At 67.3% G+C, this 17,501-nt stretch carries 5 protein-coding genes; 1 reads left to right on the top strand and 4 read right to left on the bottom strand.

Annotated elements, in window-relative coordinates; genetic code table 11:
* Window positions 1–24: 24 nt before the first annotated feature.
* Entirely contained in the window at window positions 25–7,140 is a 7,116-nt protein-coding gene (locus tag ABXH26_RS18375; RefSeq protein ID WP_353568564.1) for a hypothetical protein, read from the bottom strand.
* 251 nt (window positions 7,141–7,391) lie between these two features.
* Between ABXH26_RS18375 and ABXH26_RS18380 the strand changes: the two genes are divergently transcribed.
* On the top strand, window positions 7,392–7,928 hold the full coding sequence (locus tag ABXH26_RS18380; protein WP_353568565.1) for a hypothetical protein: 537 nt from the start codon (window positions 7,392–7,394) through the stop codon (window positions 7,926–7,928).
* On the opposite strand, the gene ABXH26_RS18385 is transcribed toward ABXH26_RS18380, so the two are convergent.
* The 3 genes from ABXH26_RS18385 to ABXH26_RS18395 all read right to left on the bottom strand — a co-directional run bounded on the left by ABXH26_RS18385 (window position 7,923) and on the right by ABXH26_RS18395 (window position 17,468).
* Window positions 7,923–10,037: a family 1 glycosylhydrolase gene (locus ABXH26_RS18385; RefSeq protein WP_353568566.1), complete on the bottom strand. Its 2,115-nt coding sequence runs from the start codon at window positions 10,035–10,037 to the stop codon at window positions 7,923–7,925. The genes ABXH26_RS18380 and ABXH26_RS18385 overlap by 6 nt on opposite strands.
* Before the next feature lie 70 nt (window positions 10,038–10,107).
* Window positions 10,108–10,629, bottom strand: a complete 522-nt coding sequence (locus ABXH26_RS18390) for a hypothetical protein (RefSeq protein WP_353568567.1) — start codon at window positions 10,627–10,629, stop codon at window positions 10,108–10,110.
* A gap of 107 nt (window positions 10,630–10,736) precedes the next feature.
* Window positions 10,737–17,468, bottom strand: coding sequence for a hypothetical protein (locus tag ABXH26_RS18395; RefSeq protein WP_353568568.1), 6,732 nt, complete (start codon window positions 17,466–17,468; stop codon window positions 10,737–10,739).
* Between the last annotated feature and the right edge of the window lie 33 nt (window positions 17,469–17,501).

A 17,501-nucleotide genomic window follows, 5' to 3' on the forward strand; every position in this document is an offset into this window, starting at 1 on the left:
CCGGGCCTGCCGGTCATTCCGCCATCACGGCACGTCTACGGCCACGCGCAGGAAACGCCGGCCGGTGCCGATCGGATCGGGATCCGTCAGCCGGCAGCGCTCGCGTTGCGCATCGATCGGCCCGAGCACTTCCACCGCCGCGCCGCTGTCGCTCCAGCCGTCTCCGAGGTGAATCGTGCGCTGCAGCGTGAAGACGAGGTCGGTGCCGATCTTGCGGTCGAACTCGAAGGCCAGGTGCCGCCCGTCTTCGCCTTCGACCTCAGTCATCGCCGGACCGCCCTCGCGACTGTTCGTTTCCATGTCCATCCCGCAGGCGAACTCGATCATCAGGCCGAAGCCGTCGCCATCCGGATCGACGTTTTCCCCGCTGACCTGCGGATCGAGCCGCTGGGCGGGCGTGAAGGCGTCGTTGAGCCAGCGTTCCCAGTCGCTGATCATCCGGAAGTAACCTTCCTGCCCGGACCAATCGCCGTAGCCGAAGCGGCTGTCCCGCGCGCGGATCCGCCAGAACCAGCCGCCGGCTCGCACGCCCTCGATCCCCGCCAGCTCCGCGAACGGCACGCCGACCAGATAGCCGGCGCCCTCCGGCAAACCGAGCACCTCGATGCCCTCCACATCGACTAGCGGCGTGGCGAAATCGGCCGTGCCGGCGATCTGGAGGTGGTAGTCGATGATCCGGTCGCCCGGATCCGGATCCTCGGTCGTGCGCCAGATCAGCAGTTCGCTCAGGCTGTAGATGGTGGTCCCGTTGAGCGGCGAGACGAGCACCGGCACGTCCGGCAGGTTGTTGATTTCGTTCACCGCGAAGGTCGCCACCTCGCTCCACGGGCCGAGGTCGTCGCCATCGTCCGCCCTACTACGCCACCAGTAGAAATGGTTGTCCGGCAGGTTGATGTCGACCTTCCACGAGCTGGTCCCGCTACCCGCCGCCACCGCCGGCACCTGCGCGACGAGCTGGGTCAGCGCCTCGTCCGCATAGACCTCGAAGCGATAGGTCAGCGGGTCGCTCTGCGGGTCGATGGCGTTGTCGAGGGTCAAGGTCGGCCGCAGCTCGGTGACGATGGCCTGATCGACAGGCGACACCGCCACGGGCGCTCCCGGCGGCTCCTCGCCCATTCCGATCCGGTCGACATCAATCCACGAGGTCGGCTGGTGGTAGTCGTTGCTGGTCTCGAAACGCAGTCGGATCCGCTGGCCGAGCCACGGCACCAGCGAGGCCTGCATCTTTTCCGCGGTGGTTTGGTTGTAGCCGGAGTTGCGGTTGAGCGAGGAGATCTCCGACCAGGTCACGCCGCCATCGGTGGAGACGTGGACGCGGAAGTAGCTATAGTTTCCCAAAGTCCCGCGGAGGAAGAAGGTCAGCTTCGGATCGACCGCCGCGGTCAGGTCGAGCTCATGGGAAAGCACCAGCTGCCGCTTGCCGTTCGGGCCGTAGCGATCCTCCGGACTGTCGTGAAGTTCGCCCGCCACGCTGGTCCAGCGCGAAGCCAGCCATGGCCCGGCGTCGGTGTCCGCATCGGCCCACACCGGATAGCCCGGCGCGGAGTCGTGATCGGTCACGCTGAGGTCGTCGATCGTCCAGCCGTCCGCCACATTGCCGTCCGCCGCGCGGCGGAAACGGATGAAGAGCCGCTCTTCGTTCTTCCACGTCGAGAGGTCGATCGCCTGCTCGCGCCACGCGGTGCGGATGCCGGTGGCGTCATAGAGCACCGTCCAGCTGCTGCCATTGGTGGAAACCTCCATTTCCCCATAACTCCCTCCCGCAAAGGCGAAGTGATCCCAGAACCGCAGCACCGGCCAATCCATCCCCCGCAGGTCGACCGCGAAGCGCGCGTTCGTGTCGGTGCTGGCCAGGTAGTCGCCCGGTGAGTCAACCAAAGCCGCGCCGCCGCCCCGCCCGGTGCCGGGCATCGCCTGCCAATCGCCGGTCACCGTCCAGCCCGGCAGCCCGTCCTCGAAGTCCTCCGCCAGCGGCAGGGAAACTCCGAGCGTCATCCCCGTCATCAGGCCCGAGGGGCTGTAGGTGTCCCGGTCATCGATGACGAACACCTTGTAATAATAGGTCGTCCGCGTATCGAGCCCGGTGTCGGTGAACTCGCCCACCGACGGATCGGAAATCTCCGCCACCAGCGTCGCGTCCGGCGTCACCGTGGCAGTCGAACTACGATAGATACGGTAGTTCGCAAAGGATGACAGCGTGGTCGGCTGCCAGCGCAGGCGCATCGAGGTCGCCGCGATCTCATCGATCGGCAGCGCCAGCACCGGCGCCGGCATTTCTGCGATCGTCAGTTTGTCGATGCGCAGGTCCAGCGTCGGCGCGTGATAGTCGGCGCTGGCGTAGAGCCGCAGTCGCACCGTCTTGCCGGCCAGCGAGCTGAGATCCGCCTGGTAGCGGACGTAGTCGGGGTAGTCCCAGCTGCTGCTGACGTTGACGGCGGAGATATCACTCCAGCTCACGCCCTCGTTTTCGGAATACTGGAAGCGCAGGTAGCCATAGTTCGTCACCTTGCCCTTCATCCAGTAGGTTGCCTGCACCTTCGAGCCCGCGGCCAACTCCACCGGGTGCGGCAAGGTCAGGCAGTGGATCGTGTCCGCCGAGATCCGCGTGCCGTCGACCGACTTCAACGACTCATCTCCCGCCACATGCCAACCGGCCGCCAGCCAGCCATCAAGGCCGGCCTCGAAGTCTTCCTCGATCGGCAAGGTCGCCAGCACGCTGCCGTCCGGGTTTTCCGCGACGCTTACCTCGTCGATGAACCAACCTGTCGCCGTGGTCGGCTGCGCGTCGCTGTAGAACCGGAACCTCAGCCGCACGTTCGCCGAGCCCTTCCAGCGCGACAGGTCGATCTGCTGCGGGCGCCAATCCACATGCCCGCCTTCGTAGCTGCCGTAGAGGTTTTCCGTGGCATAGCCCGTGGCGCTCACCTCCAGCCGGACCCAGTCGCCGCTGTTCAGATCGAGCTTGTCCCAGAAGCTCAGCACCGGCCACGCCGCGGTGCTCAGATCGACCGCCGTCTCGACATAACTGTCGGTGCCGGCGACGTAGTGCCCGTCCGGAGCCACTGCGATGCAGCCCGTGCCCTCGTGCGGGTCGTCCGCGTCAATGCCCCAGGTCGGCGCGAGCGTGTTGTTGGTCCCGCCTACCCAGTTCTCCAGCGTGTCCATGGTGTCGGCAAACGGCAGCTCCACCGGCACCGTGGTCGTCCCCAGCTCGTTCGAGGGGATGTAGGTATCGCGCTGGTCCACGCTGAACACCTTGTAGTAGTAGGCACCGCCGATGTTCAGACCGGTGTCGATGTACGACGTTTCCAGTGGATTGGCGGTTTCGAACACCTTCTCGCCGTTCGTCAGACTCACGCCCGCGCTGGTCGAGCGCCACAGCTCATACCTCACGAACTCGCCGCCGAGCGTCGTTTCACTCCACCCCAGATCCACCGAGCGCAGGGCCGGCACCGCGGAGAGCAGGTTCACCGCCGCCGGCATTTCCGCCAAGGTCAGCTTGTCGATCCTCAGGTCCAGCGTCGGCGCGTGATAGTCGCCGTTCGCGTAAATCCGCAGCCGCACCGTCTTTCCCGCCAGCGAGCTGAGATCCGCCTGGTAGCGGACGTAGTCCGGGTAGTCCCAGCTGCTGCTCACGTTGACTGCGGAAAGATCGCTCCAGCTCGTTCCCCCGTTCTGCGAATACTGGAATCGCAGATAGCCATAATTGGTGGCCTTGCCCTTCATCCAGTAAGTCGCTTGGACATTTGACCCCGCCGCCAGCGCCACCGGGTGCGATAAGGTCAGGCAGTGGATCGTGTCCGCCGAGATCCGCGTGCCGTCGACCGACTTCAACGACTCATCTCCCACCACATGCCAACCGGCCGCCAGCCAGCCATCAAGGCCGGCCTCGAAGTCTTCCTCGATCGGCAAGGTCGCCAGCACGCTGCCGTCCGGGTTTTCCGCGACGCTTACCTCGTCGATGAACCAACCTGTCGCGGTGGTCGGCTGCGCGTCGCTGTAGAACCGGAACCTCAGCCGCACGTTCGACGAGCCCTTCCAGCGCGACAGGTCCACCCTTTGCTCGCGCCAATCCACATGCCCGCCTTCGTAGCTGCCGTAGAGGTTTTCCGTGGCATAGCCCGTGGCGCTCACCTCCAGCCGGACCCAGTCGCCGCTGTTCAGATCGAGTTTGTCCCAGAAGGTCAGCACCGGCCACGCCGCGGTGCTCAGATCGACCGCCGTTTCGACATAACTGTCGGTGCCGGCGACGTAGTGCCCGTCCGGAGCCACCGCCACGCAGCCCGTGCCCTCGTGCGGATCGTCCGCGTCAATGCCCCAGGTCGGCGCGAGCGTGTTGTTGGTCCCGCTTACCCAGTTCTCCAGCGTGTCCATGGTGTCGGCAAACGGCAGCTCCACCGGCACCGTGGTCGTCCCCAGCTCGTTCGAGGGGATGTAGGTATCGCGCTGGTCCACGCTGAACACTTTATAGTAGTAGGCACCGCCGATGTTCAGACCGGTGTCGATGTACGACGTTTCCAGTGGATTGGCGGTTTCGAACACCTTCTCGCCGTTCGTCAGACTCACGCCCGCGCTGGTCGAGCGCCACAGTTCATACCTCACGAACTCGCCACCGAGCGTCGTTTCACTCCACCCGAGATCCACCGAGCGCAGGGCCGGCACCGCGGAGAGCAGGTTCACCGCCGCCGGCATTTCCGCCAAGGTCAGCTTGTCGATCCTCAGGTCCAGCGTCGGCGCGTGATAGTCGCCGTTCGCGTAAATCCGCAGCCGCACCGTCTTTCCCGCCAGCGAGCTGAGATCCGCCTGGTAGCGCACGTAGTCCGGGTAGTCCCAGCTGCTGCTCACGTTGACTGCGGAAAGATCGCTCCAGCTCGTTCCCCCGTTCTGCGAATACTGGAATCGCAGATAGCCATAATTGGTGGCCTTGCCCTTCATCCAGTAAGTCGCCTGCACCTTCGAGCCAGCGGCCAGCTCGACCGGACGCGGCAGGACCAGGCAGTGGATCGTGTCCGCCGGGATCCGCGTGCCATCGACCGACTTCACCGACTTCGTTCCGTCGGCGGCCGCCGCGTCGTCCGCGACGTGCCAGCCGGCTGCCAGCCAGCCATCGAGGCCACCCTCGAAGTCCTCCGTGGCTGGCAAGTTCATCGGCGTCGAGCCTTCCGGGTTTTCGACCACCTCCAGGTCGTCCAGGCGCCAGCCGTCGCCGAGATAAGCGTCGGAGTTGGCATACAGCCGGAACCGCAGCTTCACCGCTGGCGAACCCTTCCATCGGGAAAGATCCACCCGCTGTTCGCGCCACTCGGCATGTCCGCCCTCGTAGCAGCCATAAAGGTTTTCCGCGGGGTACCCCGGCGCGCTCACCTCCAGCCTCACCCAGTCGCCCGCGCCGAGCTCGAGCTTGTCGTGGAAGCTCAAAACCGGCCACTCCGCGCCGGTCAGGTCGATGGAGGTTTCCATCCATGTGTCGCTGCCGGCCAGGTAGGCCGCGTCGGGACTGTCGGAAAGCGCCGCGCCCCCGCCCGCTCCTTCGCCGGGTCCGATGCCCCAGGCGCTTGTGCCGCTGTTACCGTCCGCCACCCAGTTCGCCAGCGGGGCCTCGAAGCCGTCACCCCACGGAATCGGATTGCTCAGCGTGTGCACCGGCAACGCCGCCTCCGTGGGTGCCGAGTAGCAACGATAGTGCGTCACCGCGAACACCCGGTAGAAATAGTCGGTGTTCAGGAAAAGCCCGCCGTCCGAATAGCTCGTGCCCGTCGTTTCCCCGGCGGGCCTGGATTTCAACCCCACGTCCGATCCGTTGCTACGATACACCTCGTAGAAAGCCACCTGCGGATGGCTGCTCGCGGCCCAGTGGACCCGCACCGACGACGAGCCGATCTCGCCGGCCACCGGCGTCGGCACCGCCGCGGGCGACTCGGCGATGCAAATGTCATCCACGTGCCAGCCGTCCGCCGTCGCGGAACTGTCGGTGGTCAGGCGAAAGCGCACCAGCACCGCGGCCACCCGGTGGTCCGACAACGAAAGCCTTACCGACCGCCAGTCGACCGGCGCGGTCGCGGCACTGTAGCTCGCCAGGGTCGCCCAAGAGGTGCCGAGGTCGTCCGACACCTCCACCAGTGCGCTATCGCCGCTGCCGAGGGCGAGCTGGTGGGCAAAACAGAGGGCCGGTGAAACCGTCGCACTGAGATCGATCGGGGCCGAGAGCGTCAGCGACTGCCCGGAAAGCGAGCTGGCATAGTCGCCCCCGGGCGAGTCCGACCACGCCATCGCGCCGCGCTTCGCCGCCTCGTCGCTCAGCGCCCAAGGCGCATCCGCCACCCAGGTTCCGCCACCGCCTTCGCCATCGTCGATGAAAGGAAAATCCATTCCCGCCGGCGTGACCGCCGTGACCTCGTTGCTCGCCCCGACCAAGCCGGCCGCGCTTTCCACCCACACCTGGTAGCGGTAGCTCGACTTCGGATTGGCGGAAATGTCGGTCCACGAAACCGTCTCCACGTCTTCGATCCGGCCGATCTCCACCGGCTCCGTGCCCGGCATCCCGCGCATCACCACGTAGGCCGCGAAGTCGCCCGCCGCCTGGGTCCAGGAGAGATCCACATGATTGCGTCCGATCTCCGCCGCGCCCGGCGTCGCCAAGGTCACCGGCGCGGGGGCCTCGCCGACGACCACGTCATCGATCCACCAGCCGTCCTTCACCACCGAGCCATCGGTCAGCAGCCGGAAACGGAAGCGCACCAGCGGCTCGCCGGCGTAGGCCGACAGGTCGAACTGCTCGCGTTTCATCCATGCCAGGTCACCCGTGAATTCCGCGAGCGCCGCCGTCTCCCAGCTCGCGCCGCTGTCCGTGGAAACCTCGACCCGGCCGAAGTCGTAGCCCATTTCCAGCGAATGCCGGTGCTGGAACGCAAGCACCGGCCGCAGCGATGCCGACAGGTCGATGTCGACCGCCATCGCCGCCGCGCTGTCGCTACTACTCACATAGTATCTTCCCGGCGAATCGCTGAGCGCATGCGTCGGCGAATTGGCCGTCTCCGACGAGACACCCCAGGTGCCCGTGAAGCTCCAGTTTCCCGCGCCCGCCTCGAAGTCGTCGGTCCAGCCCGAAGCCGCCTGGCCCCACAGCCCCGCGGCCAGCATCAATGCGCGTCCGCACCTCCGCGCCCAAAGTCCGTCCCTCGTCCGCAGCCACTGGCATCGGGGGTGCGCGCCTCGCCAGTCCGCGGACGGATCGAGTCCATCATCCGCCTTCATCGCCGTCTCCTTCGCGTAGCACGTTTGCGAAATCCCATGCCATGCGCCACGCGGATTCAGCGGAAAGCTCCGCGCGGATTGAGGCGGGACTCTGGAAAAGCGCTTTACCTGACGGCGAGAGATGATCGCTTGGACCCATGTCCGCGCCCTGGCTCTGCGACCCGTGCCCGCACCTTCCCAAGGCGCGGCCTGGCATGAGCTTCCATGACCTGCGGATCCTTGGAAAAAACCGCGACGGCCGGTTCTACCACACCGCTCTCACCTACGCGCAGGTTCTCTGGCGTCGCGGCCTGCCGGCCCAGGCGATTCTCCAGATCGATCGCGCCTTCGGCGCCGATCTCGCCGGCGATGCCGCCGTGCTCACCCCGCTCCCCCCGCCCTACGCCGCGCTGCGCTGGATGCTCGAACACCGCCCCGACGGCCGCTTCCTCGGCAATCCGGTCCGGCATTTCCAGCACCTCGCCACCCGCGTCAAGGGCGTGCGACGTGAAGTGCGCTCGGCCCGCGCATGGGCCTGCCTGCACCTCGCCGAAGAAATCCTGCCGGCCGATGAATTTCCCCGCGACCTCCACCAGATCCAGCGCGAGAGCATCACCATTCCAGACCGCGACGAAGTACGACGTTCACTGGAATTCCTCGGCTGGCCCGGCGAGGCGGATCTGGCCGGATTATGATCGCTCCCCCGCGATCCACTGCCGGTAGCGCTCGACCTCCGGCGTCGCCCGGCGTTCCAGCTCCGGGTCCTTGTCGAGGTCCACGAAATACAGGCCGAAATCCGTGTTCGGATCGAAGGCGTGGCCCCACTCGCGGTTGGAGGTGACCGACCACCAGTTGTAGGCTTTTACCGGAACGCCTTCCTCGATCGCCAGCTCCACCTCGCGCAGGTGCGCATCCATGTAGTCGCCGCGTTTCATGCCACCGGCCTCGGGCGGGCAACCGTTCTCCACGATCAGCAGTTCCTTGCCGGGAAACCACTCGGAGAACCGGCGCAACGCGTTGCGCAGCCCGCGCGGCCACACCGGCGCCCTCAGGAAACGGCCGTGCGCCGCTTCTTCCAGCAGGCGGAACTGATGCAGGTTCCACGTCGGCAGCCCCCAATAGTAGTCGAGCCCGATGAAGTCCTGCGCGCCCACCGCCTCCTGCGGACACAGTTCCTCGGGCAGGCGGCCGAGCATTCCGAGGTACCACCAGTTGGCGTTGGCGATCAGGCTCGTCGTCCCCCAGAAGCGCCACGCCCAGTTCAGCCACGTGGTTTTCGACTCCAGCACCTCCAGCCGTTTCGCCGGCTCCAGCGGGATGAACTCGACCGCCGTCCGGTCGCCCAGGATGGCCTCCGCGATCCGCCGGGCCAGCTCCATTTCCGTGCCCTCTTCCGGGCACTGCGGGGAAAGCCCGGCCGCATCCGTGCGGAAGCCGACCCTCAGCCGCCCCCGGCGTTTCACCTTCCGCAAGCCGCGGGCACTCGACATGCGGTCCGGCAGGCTATCGCCACCACGGAAAACCTCATGCAGCGAGGTCGCGGGCATTCCCGGGTGATCCGGCCACACGCCCTCCGCCCCGCGCAGTTCGGCCACCACCTTGTTGACCAGCTTCATCAGCCGCGAGTGGCCGTGAGACGCGGCCACCACGTAGTGCTCATCCGTCAGCCTCTCCGCCAGCCAGCGGAAATGGCCGGCATCCGTGAGCCCCTCCGGCTGCAGGTAGAAGGCATCCCCATACAGCGCATCCACCGTACCCTCGCGCAGGCTGGTACGAGCGTCATCGTAGTTGGAAAAGATGATCCGCCTGACGCCCTCGGGCAGATCGCGGCGCCACGAGACTTCCTGGTTTCCCACGCCCACCACACCGACCCGACGGCCTGCGAGCAGCTCCTTTTCCCCTCCGGCAAAGTCATGCCGCACCAACACCGCCTTGCCGGTGTGAAGATAGGGATGACTGATCTCATACCGCGTCTGGTCCGCGCCGCTGATGCCGCCGATGACCAGGTCCACCTGCGAGCGCTCCGGCACCAGCGCGCTGCGGGTGGTGAACTTGAAAAGGGCCTCCGACAGCCCGCGGTGGCACGCGCCCCAGTCCATGAGGTGCTGCAGCCAGCCGGGGAAGCCGGTGACCAGCGGGTTCACCCCCACCCGCGCCCCCGCCCGCCGGGTGCGGATCAGCCGCCGCGCCCGCGTATGCGCGCGGAACAGGTTCGGCACCAGCCTTCCCACCGCCTCGGCCTCGGCATCGACCGACGACCCGCGCGGCATCCCCGGCGGCATGTAGTAGCGGCTCTGCCACCACGGCTTGATGTAGCCGAAAACCAGCTGGCTCGGCTCGTTGAAGGTGATCCACCAGTCGACCCGATCGCCCATCGTTTCCGCCACGCGGTCGGCGTAGCGCGCGAACAGATCGGGAAACGACTCGCCGATCATCCCGCCGTGGTCGCGCTCCAGCCACAGTGGCCAGACGAAGTGATGCAGCGTCACCATCACCTGCATGCCGTGGCTTTCCACGCACTTGGCGAGGCGGAGGTAGTGCGCCAGGGCCGCGGGATCGAAGTGGCCGCACTCCGGCTCCACCCGCGCCCAGGCGATGGAAAAACGGAACAACCTGCAGCCCATCGCCGCCGCCTTGGCGATGTCCTCCCGGTAGCGGTTCTCGAAATCCGTCGCCCGCCCGCGCGGTGTCAGGTCCTGCGACCGCTCCCACATGTCCCAGACGTCCTCGCGCCGGGGATCGTGGGCCTCGACCTGATGATCCGCATTGGCGGTGCCGAAAAGGAAGTCATCAGGAAATGCCACGCCCGTGAGCATCCGACACCCCGCCAGTCGTGGCAACCCCCGGACAGCGCGTTCGGGGGAAAGCAGCGCCTCACTCGTCCGCTTCGCCGGCTTTCCCGGCCGCGGCGACCGACGAGACGATCTTCCCCCACGCGTCCTTGTGTTTCTCCAGGCTCTGCGGTGAGGCGACCCGCAGCATCATCACCACCTTGCCCGCCTTTTCATCCACGAATAGCGCCACCGAAAGCGTCACCTCGCCATCCTCGTCCTTGGCGGTGCCGTCCATCAGCACCACGCCGAGATCGGTGTAGCGGGCCTTCCTCAGTTCGCCGTATTCGGCGTCCTCGAAGCTTTCGGATATCGACTCCTTCGCCTCCTTCAGCACCGCCTCGCCATCGTCCGGCGCGGCTTCGAGCGGCGTCAGCTCGACGAAGAAATCCTCGTCGTCCTTCGGATTGGCGATCAGGTAGTCGCCCTCCGCGGTCGTCTCCCAGCCTTCCGGAAACTCGAGCGTGATCATGGGGTCCGACTTCGGAAAGGCGGTCTTCTCCGCCGCCCCGGCGGGCAGCGCGACGAGGAAAAGCGAGGCGGCAAACAACGCGAGGGTCTTCATGATTTTTCTCAGCTTGGGATGACAAGGTCGGGCCGAGGACAACGCCACCGGCCCAATCGCCGATCATCTAGCGGAACCGATGGGCCAAGGGAAGTCGAAAGCTCGGATCAGGGCCGGCGTTTCACCCCCACCACGCATACGCCCGAAGCCAGCAACCCGACGATCCCGCCGAACCACCAGCCGCGCCTCCGGTCCCGCTCGAGGTCGAGGTCGAGCGCCATCGGCCGACCGCCCTCGACCTGCAGGCTGCGGGTGAAACGGTAGCGTGTGCCCAGTTCGAGCAGCTCGACATCGAGCGCCTCGCGCGCGCCGTCGATCTGGATCTGCTGGTCGACGATGCGGCCGGCGATCGCCTTCAGCGAGGTCGTTTCCTCGGCCGAGTTCCCGACCATCAGCCGGTCGAATTCGCGCGGATCGTAGTTGGCATCGCCGCGCAGGATCGGGTTCTCCTCCGCCGCCTGCTCGATCTGCGCGTTGCCGAAATCGAGCCCGTTCGAACGGTTGTCGAGATACATGCGCTGCCGGCGCGTGTTCAGCCCCAGCACCGCCTGCTGCATCCTCAGGTTGCGGAACTGCACCCGCGCGTCCTCGTTCGAAGCTTCGTCGAGGAAACCATTGCGCGCCGCCTTGCCGAGCACCTCGCCCGCCCTGTCCTGGCGGCCGGCATTCAACCACTGGATCCCCTGGTCCAGCTCGCGAACCGCCAGCGCCTCTCCCTCTTTTTTCCGCCGGGCCATCGCCGCCAGATACGGTTCCAGCCCGGTGTCCGGCACCGCGCCCGAGCCGGCCGGCTCGAAATCCCCCGCGCTGTCGGCAAGCTTCCAGCCCTCCGGCACATACACGTCCCACACCAGGTTCGTGAGCGGCACGCTCAAGCTCGGCGCCAACAGGTGGCCCTGCGCCCCGCTCTCCAGCCCGTAGGCGAAACGCACCACCGCGGGCTGGTCCGGCAGCGGCGACGGCGCCACGTAGAACTTCCACGCCTCGCCATCGCGCACCAGCGGCACGCCCTCGCCATTGACCAGCAGGCTGAAGGGCACCGCGCCGTCCGGCAGCGTCAGGGAAAGGGTCGACTCCACCTTGGCATCGAGACTCAGCTCGACCCGCGTGATCGAGCTGCCCTCCACGGAAATCAAGGTCGCCAGCCGGCCGTCCAGCACCCGCAGGCTCTCCGCGCCCGCCAGCTCGTGCCAGGCGACCGGAACCGACAGCGGCCCCTCGGACTCGGCCACTCGATAAACGAACTCCGGCAGCTCGCCCCGATGATCCGCCCGCAGGGAGCCCGGCACCATCGCCCATTCCGCCTTGCGCCAGCCGCGTGGCGGAGGGGGCTCGTCCGCCACCAGCCGGCCCGCCGTCCGCACGCCCACGAAATACGTCGTCTGCCGTACTTCTTCCAGCCCGATCACCGCCACCTCGCGCGTCTCTGCATCGGTGACCTGCTCGAACTCGATGTTGACCGTCGTTTCCCCGGCCACGCCGCGCTGGAAGCGGATCTCCCACAAGCTGTCCTCGCCCTCGACCGGCACGAAATCCCCCACCGCCGGCCCGCTGGCCCGCACGGTCGAGGCCGCCGCCTCATCCAAGCCCGGCACCCGCACCCGCAGCGACTTCTCCGCCGCGTTCTCAATCTTGAACACGACCGTGGCCCGCGTCAGCGACTGGCCTTCGCGCAGCGTGACCTCATGCAGCACCTGCGCCGTCACCCAGGCGTCGAGCCGCTTGATCGCCAGGCCGAGCGCCCAGTCGTCCTGTAGCAGCCGGAAAGCCAGCGCGCCCGGCTGCGGCACGGAGGCCTCGCCTGGATCGAGCTGCGAGGCATGCGTCCGCGAAACCGCCCGCACCTGCAAGCCGCGGCCGGGTACGACGGTCATCGTACCCTGCTGGCGCGCGGCATCGAGCAAGGTCAGCCGCGGCACCGGCCACGAGTCCTGGTCGCCCGGCGCAGGTGCGGTGAGCGACAGCGAAAACTTCTGCTCGCCGAGGGTCTTGCCGTTCAGGTGCAGCGTCAGCAGCCGGCGATCGCCGTCCCGCGACTCCGTCCAGTGGGACAGCGCGCCGCCGGTCACCGCCTCGATTTCCAGTGACTCCGGCAGCTCGATCGCCAACTTGAACACACCGGCCCGGGTGATGTTCGCCAAAAGGTCCGCCGCCAGCACGATCCGGTCCTCGCCGAGCGAAAGGGTCTGCGCCCACACGGCCCGGATTTCCGGGGCCACCGGTGCCACCCGCAGCATCAGCGAGGCCTCGTCCGCGCCATAGCGATAGACCTTTTGCAACACCACGCCGTCGCCGGGCAGCAAGCTGGCATCGAAGTCGTCCGGGTTCACCTCGCTCATGCCCGCGACTTTCAGATTCTCCGGCTGCGCCTCGCCGCCGAAGGCGAGCGCAAGCAGGCCGACCTCGCCCGCCGTGTCCATCACGCGCAGCGGCGCGAGCTGCGTGTCCACGGGCAGCGCCCCGATCGCGCGCTGGCTGGAAACGGTGAACTCGAACGGGGTTTCCTGCGCCGGATCCATCGTCACACGCAACTCGCGGCTCTCCGGATTGAAACGCCACCGGCCGACCGGACCATCGGCGACTTCGCCGATCATGAACCCCTCCGACACCTGCAACCGCAGCTCCTTCACCCGCCCCTGGGCCGGACGGATCTTCACCCGAAGCACACCGTTCACCACGCCCGGACCCGGCACAAAAAGATCCGCCAACTCGCTGTAGAACCGCGTTTCCTCCTGCGCCGCATCGCGCTGCCGCGGCTCGACCCAGACCCTCGCCTCAGCTCCGGGTAGCAGGTCGATGCGCGCCTGCGTGGCGCCCTCGACCACCACGTTCTCCACCCTCGCCGCCGGATCGGCGTGGAACTCCCAGCCATTTCCCGCCGTCGAAATCTCGATCCGCTGGGCCGCCGCCGGCCCGGTCGGCACCGTCCAGCCGTCGCGCGGATTCGCGATCGCCAGCTCGAAGTCCGCCACGCCCGCGGCCACGCCGGCGGCCCCGGCCACGAGGTAGTAGCCATCCTGCTCCTTGGTGACTTTCAGCCCCTCGCCCTCGAACCCGGTCAACACCGCCGGCGGACGCAGCAGCAGGAAACGTTCGCCCGCCTCGTCGGCGCGGATCTTGACCTCGATCGTCCCGCTCAGGCGTGTTTCATGGAGCGTCCAGCGGTGCGTCATCGACTCCACCGCGTCCGCCGCCTCGACCCGCGGCATGAATGCCAGCAGCAGCAGCACCGCCGCGGCTTCGACGGGCACCTTTCCGCGACCGCGGAAAAACCCGACCGTCCACGGCAGCAGCAGCCCGAACAGCAGCGCCAGCCCGAAAGCCGCAAAGAACAGCACCGCCCCGCCATGCTGGGCGAGCAGGCCGTAGCTGATCAGCGCCAGCCCTCCGGTCACGCAGAGCCCGACGAATCGATCCCGGCCCACCGCACGCAGCAGCGCCCAGACCAGCAAGGCAACGCCCAGCACCGCCAGCACCACGCCGGTGCCATGGACCATCGCGCCGAAGAGGTCCGTGATCTTCAGGCCGACCGTCAGGCCTTCGCCCGGAAGTACGGCAGGCGCCGTAAATTCGAGCGTGCCGAGATTCGCGCGTCGCTCGACCCACGCCTTCCACGCCAGACCGAACGACCACGCCACCGCCCCGGCGAGCGAGATCCAGCCCAGCACGGCCACCGTTTTCACCCGACGAAGCACCAGCCCGAGCGCCGCGAGGAACAGCACCAGCGAAGCCGCCATCCGCCCCCGCACCGCCAGCCACTCGAAGCCGGTCTCCGTCCTCACCGGCCGCACCAGCTCCGCCGTGCCACCGGTGGGAACCAGGCGACTGCCATCGTCGCCGGTGATTTCCCAGCGGGTCACCGCCGTGGCCGTGCCGATCCGCGGAGCGGCCAGCTCGATCTTCCCTTCGCCCAGCGCCTGGCCGTAGCGCAGCACCACCTCGACCGGCTCGTTGGCATCGGCTCCGGCGGGCAAGGGCACGAGCGTCAGCTCGCCATCCTGGCGGGCGTTCACCCGCTCGCCCGCCACCTCGGCCTCCCACAGGTTCGCGCCTGCGGGCAGCGAGACTTCCAGGCTCGGGGTCGACTTCGTCCGGACAAAAAACCGCGCCGTCGTCGCCACCTGTCCGTCGCGCGACACATGGCTTTCGAGCGCCGCGAAGTCGATGATCTCGCCCGCCGTTTCCGCGCTCTCGTAGAGCTCGACCTTCATCGCCAGATCCACGTCGCTGGCCGTGTATTGCCACGCCTGCAGGGTCGGCGCGCTCGACAGCAGACGGTATTCAGTTGGCAGCTCGGAGGCGTCGATTTTCAAAACCGAGCCCTCGCTCGTGATCACGCTGGTCTTCATCTGCAGCGGGCTGGTCACCTGGACGAAGCCCCGCTCCGACTGCACGCCGAGCGGCCTCACCTGCCCCGGCCGGATCTCGCCGCCCTGCGCGCCCATCGGCTGCTCGAATGTCACCAGCAGCGTCGAGGCCCCGAGCGCCGCACGCACTAGCGGCACGATCAGGGTTTCCCCCTCCTGCCGCCAATCGCGACCCACGCCCTGGCCCGTCACCGCCACGTTACCGACGCCCTCCGGCAGCCGCAGCCGCCATTCGTTCGAGGGCGCGCCGACCACGAAGTAGTTCACCACCACGCTGCCATACGCCACGCCTTCCTTGAGCGAGTAGAGGTGGAAAACATCGGCCTGCACGCTCTGGCCGAGCGCCTCGACCTGCATCGCGGCCGACCACTCGGCTTCACGGATGCGGAAAGCCTGCTGCAGGCGCGCCTGCTTGCGCGGGAAATAATCGACCGGCGTTTCCGCGAGGCCCTCGCTGCTGGCGGTCACGGCCCGATAGCCTGGCGCGGTCGCGACACCGAGATAGCCGCGCGACGACCTCGCCCCGGGAAAACGCAACACCGGCAACGCCCACTCGCCCGCCGCCGCCGGCTCGTTTTTCTCCAGCCGCAGGGAAACCAACTGCCGGCCCGAAACCGGCCCGCTGAACAGGATCTTCAAGCTCCGTGAGCCATCCTCCGCCTCGCTCGCCACGCTGTAGTCGGCCACCGCCGCGCCGCCGACCGCCGCCACGGCGAAGTCGGCCGGGATGCGCAGCGTCCAGTCGCGGATCGGTGCCTCGCGGACATCGAGTTCGATCTCGCTCGTGATGAGCCGGTCGGTTTCGCCCATCTCGTGGACGGTCACCTCCGACACCGACACCTCGGGCAGCACGCGATCCGCCGCGATCCGGCAAGCATGCTCGGCCGACGGAAAGCGGAATACGAAGACCTGTCGGCGGTCGATCGCCTCACCCGGAAATTGATCCGGCGAGAGCTGCATCATGCCTTCCGAACCGGGCACCTCCAGCCGCACCGCGCCTTCGTTGGCGATGCGCACGTGGCCGCTGTGGCGGATCGTTCCCACCGGCGTCCAACGCAACGGCTCGACCTGCGCCGGGAAGCCCCCGAGCGGCGATTGCGAGCGGATCGTCAATGCACCGAGGTCCTCGATCGGGCGGCTGAGGTCAATGCGAAGCCGTTTTTTCCCCTCCTCCTCGACCACCTTCCAGCCAAGCACCGGATCGCCGGAAACCGACAGCACCTCACCTTCGCCGCCGAGTTCAAGATCGAGTTGGTCGAGGCTGCCCTGCAACACCCGCAGCTCCAACTCCGACGTTTGCCGTAGCAAGCCAGCCCCGACCCGGATGTCGGTCGTTTCATTCGAGGAAAAGAACAAGGTGCCATCCGCCTCGCTGCCTCCCTCCTTCCACGCCATCTCCACCCGGCCCTCGGCATTGAGGAAACCCTGCCAAGCGCCGTCCCGCCACACCGGCCGCAGCGCATGGTCGGCTTCGAAGCTGACCCGCTCGCCGAGGCCCTCGATCCGCACCGGCACGATCGTTCCGGCCGGCAGCGCGAAGCCGATCTTCCGCGCGTCGCCTTGCGGCGAAACGTCGGCCGTGAAGGGCAGCTCGAGACCCGACTCGCCGGGTCCGGTGCCGACCAGTTCGTGAACCCAGTCGTCGCCCTTCTTCACCACCCGCACGAACCAATTCGCCCCCGACGTCACCGGTCCCAGCGCCACGCCGCGGAACAACTCCAGCGCTGCGCCCGCTTCTGAAACCCGAACGTTTCCCCGCAGCACGAAATCCATGGCATCGCCCTCGAACCGACCGACGAGCACCGGATCGACCAGCTCGATGTCCGGCGTTTCCCCACCCACGGGGATGATCTTCATCCGCAGCTTCGCCTCGCCGTTGCCCTCGAAGCGATCGTTCTCGATCCGGCTCAGCCCGCCGACCTCCAACAGCCGCGCCTTGAACCACTCCGTTTCCTGGATCGACACCATCGACGTGAAGCCCACCGCCTTGCCGGGCCCCGGCAGAGCCAGCGCGAACTCATCGCCCTCATGTACGATTTTCACCGTAAATGAAAAATCCTGCGCCGGGTCCACCAAGGGCGTCGGGGCGGCGAAGTTCCACGCCGGCAGCTCGGGAAGCCGTGGTTTCAGGTCGAGAAAGCGCGATCCATCGGACTCGGTTCGAACCGCCCAGGAAACCAGCTCCGGACCGGTCACCTCGGTCACTTTCCCCTCACCCGAGAGACCGACGGTGATCGTCTCCGGCCGTCCTTGAAGCAGGTGCGCCCCAAGCTGCATCGTCACCTCCGCCCGACCTTCCGAGACGGCGGCCGTCGTGTCGCCATCCACGGTATAAAACACCGGCACCTCCGGCTTCACCCGATCCACCGGCACCACGGCCAGTCCGTTGCCGAGCTGCTGGGCGGCGACCGTGCCGACCATGGCCGCGATCATCGCCATCCACCGCATCCATCCGATCCTTTTCGTCTTCATGGTATCTGGGGTTGTAGCGCCACCTCCGGCCGG

The sequence above is a fragment of the Haloferula sargassicola genome (assembly GCF_040362925.1).
Classification (GTDB): domain Bacteria; phylum Verrucomicrobiota; class Verrucomicrobiia; order Verrucomicrobiales; family Akkermansiaceae; genus Haloferula; species Haloferula sargassicola.

Coding starts and splice junctions, on each gene's coding strand:
- ABXH26_RS18395 (WP_353568568.1), bottom strand. CDS start 17,468: ATGAAGACGAAAAGGATCGGATGGATGCGGTGGATGGCGATGATCGCG.
- ABXH26_RS18375 (WP_353568564.1), bottom strand. CDS start 7,140: ATGCTGGCCGCGGGGCTGTGGGGCCAGGCGGCTTCGGGCTGGACCGAC.
- ABXH26_RS18390 (WP_353568567.1), bottom strand. CDS start 10,629: ATGAAGACCCTCGCGTTGTTTGCCGCCTCGCTTTTCCTCGTCGCGCTG.
- ABXH26_RS18380 (WP_353568565.1), top strand. CDS start 7,392: ATGTCCGCGCCCTGGCTCTGCGACCCGTGCCCGCACCTTCCCAAGGCG.